Raw genomic sequence first — 2,500 nt, forward strand, 5'->3', positions numbered from 1 at the left:
GCCTAGCCGGCCGGATGTGGTGGAGGGATTGGAGGTAGGAAGGAAGCTTGTCGCTCTGGATCGTCAGCGTAAACCGCGTAGCGGTTTATCGCGTGTTGTTCGTTGCCTTTGGGCATCGTCTGACGGACGATCGGATTACCGTTGCCTGACCGCGCGGTATCGGATCCAATCTCGAGAAGCTGGTCTTAAGACAGGCTGCAAGTGGGCTGCTCGGCGTAGCTCCAATAAAGCAGACCTGTCGAACACGTTAATGGCATTGTTGGATTGACTGGGTTGTAAAAGGTAACCCGGTCTGTTGCCGTTTCTTTGAAGCGGGCAACGAGATGATGAGCATTGGCAATGAGAACGATTAAGTGTCGTAAGGGCATTTGGTGGATGCCTTGGCATGCACAGGCGATGAAGGACGTGATACGCTGCGAAAAGCCGTGGGGAGCTGCGAATGAGCTTTGATCCATGGATCTCCGAATGGGGCAACCCACCTTAAATGCTTGGAAAATCATTCTGGTTGTTTGGCCTCTGGCCGGGCAACCCGAGTGGTTTCCAAGCATTGTGATAAGGTATCTACACCTGAATACATAGGGTGTAAGAAGCGAACGCAGGGAACTGAAACATCTAAGTACCTGCAGGAAAGGACATCAACCGAGACTCCGCAAGTAGTGGCGAGCGAACGCGGACCAGGCCAGTGGCAATTGTGATTAAAGTGGAACGCTCTGGAAAGTGCGGCCGTAGTGGGTGACAGCCCCGTACGCGTAGATATCACGATTGTCCTAGAGTAGGGCGGGACACGAGAAATCCTGTCTGAACATGGGGAGACCACTCTCCAAGCCTAAGTACTCGTGCATGACCGATAGCGAACAAGTACCGTGAGGGAAAGGTGAAAAGCACCCCGACAAGGGGAGTGAAATAGAACCTGAAACCGGATGCCTACAAACAGTCGGAGCCCGCAAGGGTGACGGCGTACCTTTTGTATAATGGGTCAACGACTTAGTGTAACAAGCAAGCTTAAGCCGGTAGGTGTAGGCGAAGCGAAAGCGAGTCTGAATAGGGCGATTTAGTTTGTTGCATTAGACCCGAAACCGAGTGATCTAGCCATGAGCAGGTTGAAGGTTGGGTAACACCAACTGGAGGACCGAACCCGCATCTGTTGCAATAGATTGGGATGACTTGTGGCTAGGGGTGAAAGGCCAATCAAACTCGGAAATAGCTGGTTCTCCGCGAAATCTATTTAGGTAGAGCGTCGAGCGAATACCCCCGGGGGTAGAGCACTGGATGGGCTATGGGGACTCACCGTCTTACTGATCCTAACCAAACTCCGAATACCGGGGAGTACTACTCGGCAGACACACGGCGGGTGCTAACGTCCGTCGTGAAAAGGGCAACAACCCTAACCTCCAGCTAAGGTCCCCAAGTCATGGCTAAGTGGGAAAGGATGTGAGGATCCCAAAACAACCAGGATGTTGGCTTAGAAGCAGCCATCATTTAAAGAAAGCGTAACAGCTCACTGGTCTAAATAAGGGTCTTTGCGCCGAAAATGTAACGGGGCTGAAGCCATGCACCGAAGCTGAGGATTTGCGAGCAATCGCAAGTGGTAGCGGAGCGTTCCGTAAGCTGATGAAGGGAGACCTGTGAGGGCTCCTGGAGGTATCGGAAGTGCGAATGTTGACATGAGTAACGATAAAGAGGGTGAGAGACCCTCTCGCCGAAAGACCAAGGGTTCCTGCTTAAAGTTAATCTGAGCAGGGTTAGCCGGCCCCTAAGGCGAGGCAGAAATGCGTAGTCGATGGGAACCACGTTAATATTCGTGGGCCTGGTGGTAGTGACGGATTGCACAAGTTGTTCTGGTTTATTGGATTATCAGGGCAGCGGAGCGGTTCCAGGAAATAGCTCCACCGTATAGACCGTACCCGAAACCGACACAGGTGGTCAGGTAGAGTATACCAAGGCGCTTGAGAGAACTATGTTGAAGGAACTCGGCAAATTGCACGCGTAACTTCGGAAGAAGCGTGACCCCATTTTACGCAAGTATGATGGGGTGGCACAGACCAGGGGGTAGCGACTGTTTATCAAAAACACAGGGCTCTGCGAAGTCGCAAGACGACGTATAGGGTCTGACGCCTGCCCGGTGCTGGAAGGTTAAGAGGAGAGGTGCAAGCTTTGAATCGAAGCCCCAGTAAACGGCGGCCGTAACTATAACGGTCCTAAGGTAGCGAAATTCCTTGTCGGGTAAGTTCCGACCTGCACGAATGGCGTAACGACTTCCCCGCTGTCTCCAACATAGACTCAGTGAAATTGAATTCCCCGTGAAGATGCGGGGTTCCTGCGGTCAGACGGAAAGACCCCGTGCACCTTTACTATAGCTTTACACTGGCATTCGTGTCGGCATGTGTAGGATAGGTGGTAGGCTTTGAAGCGGGGACGCCAGTTTCCGTGGAGCCATCCTTGAAATACCACCCTTATCGTCATGGATGTCTAACCGCGGCCCGTCATCCGGGTCCGGGAC

The 2,500-nt window shown here is 52.6% G+C and carries 1 rRNA gene (only partly in view); it reads left to right on the top strand.

The features are described from left to right. The first annotated feature begins 347 nt into the window (after positions 1 to 347). Positions 348 to 2,500, top strand: a 23S ribosomal RNA gene (locus EEQ99_RS34225); it runs 662 nt beyond the window's last position.

This window comes from Rhizobium anhuiense, assembly GCF_003985145.1.
Classification (GTDB): Bacteria; Pseudomonadota; Alphaproteobacteria; order Rhizobiales; family Rhizobiaceae; genus Rhizobium; species Rhizobium anhuiense.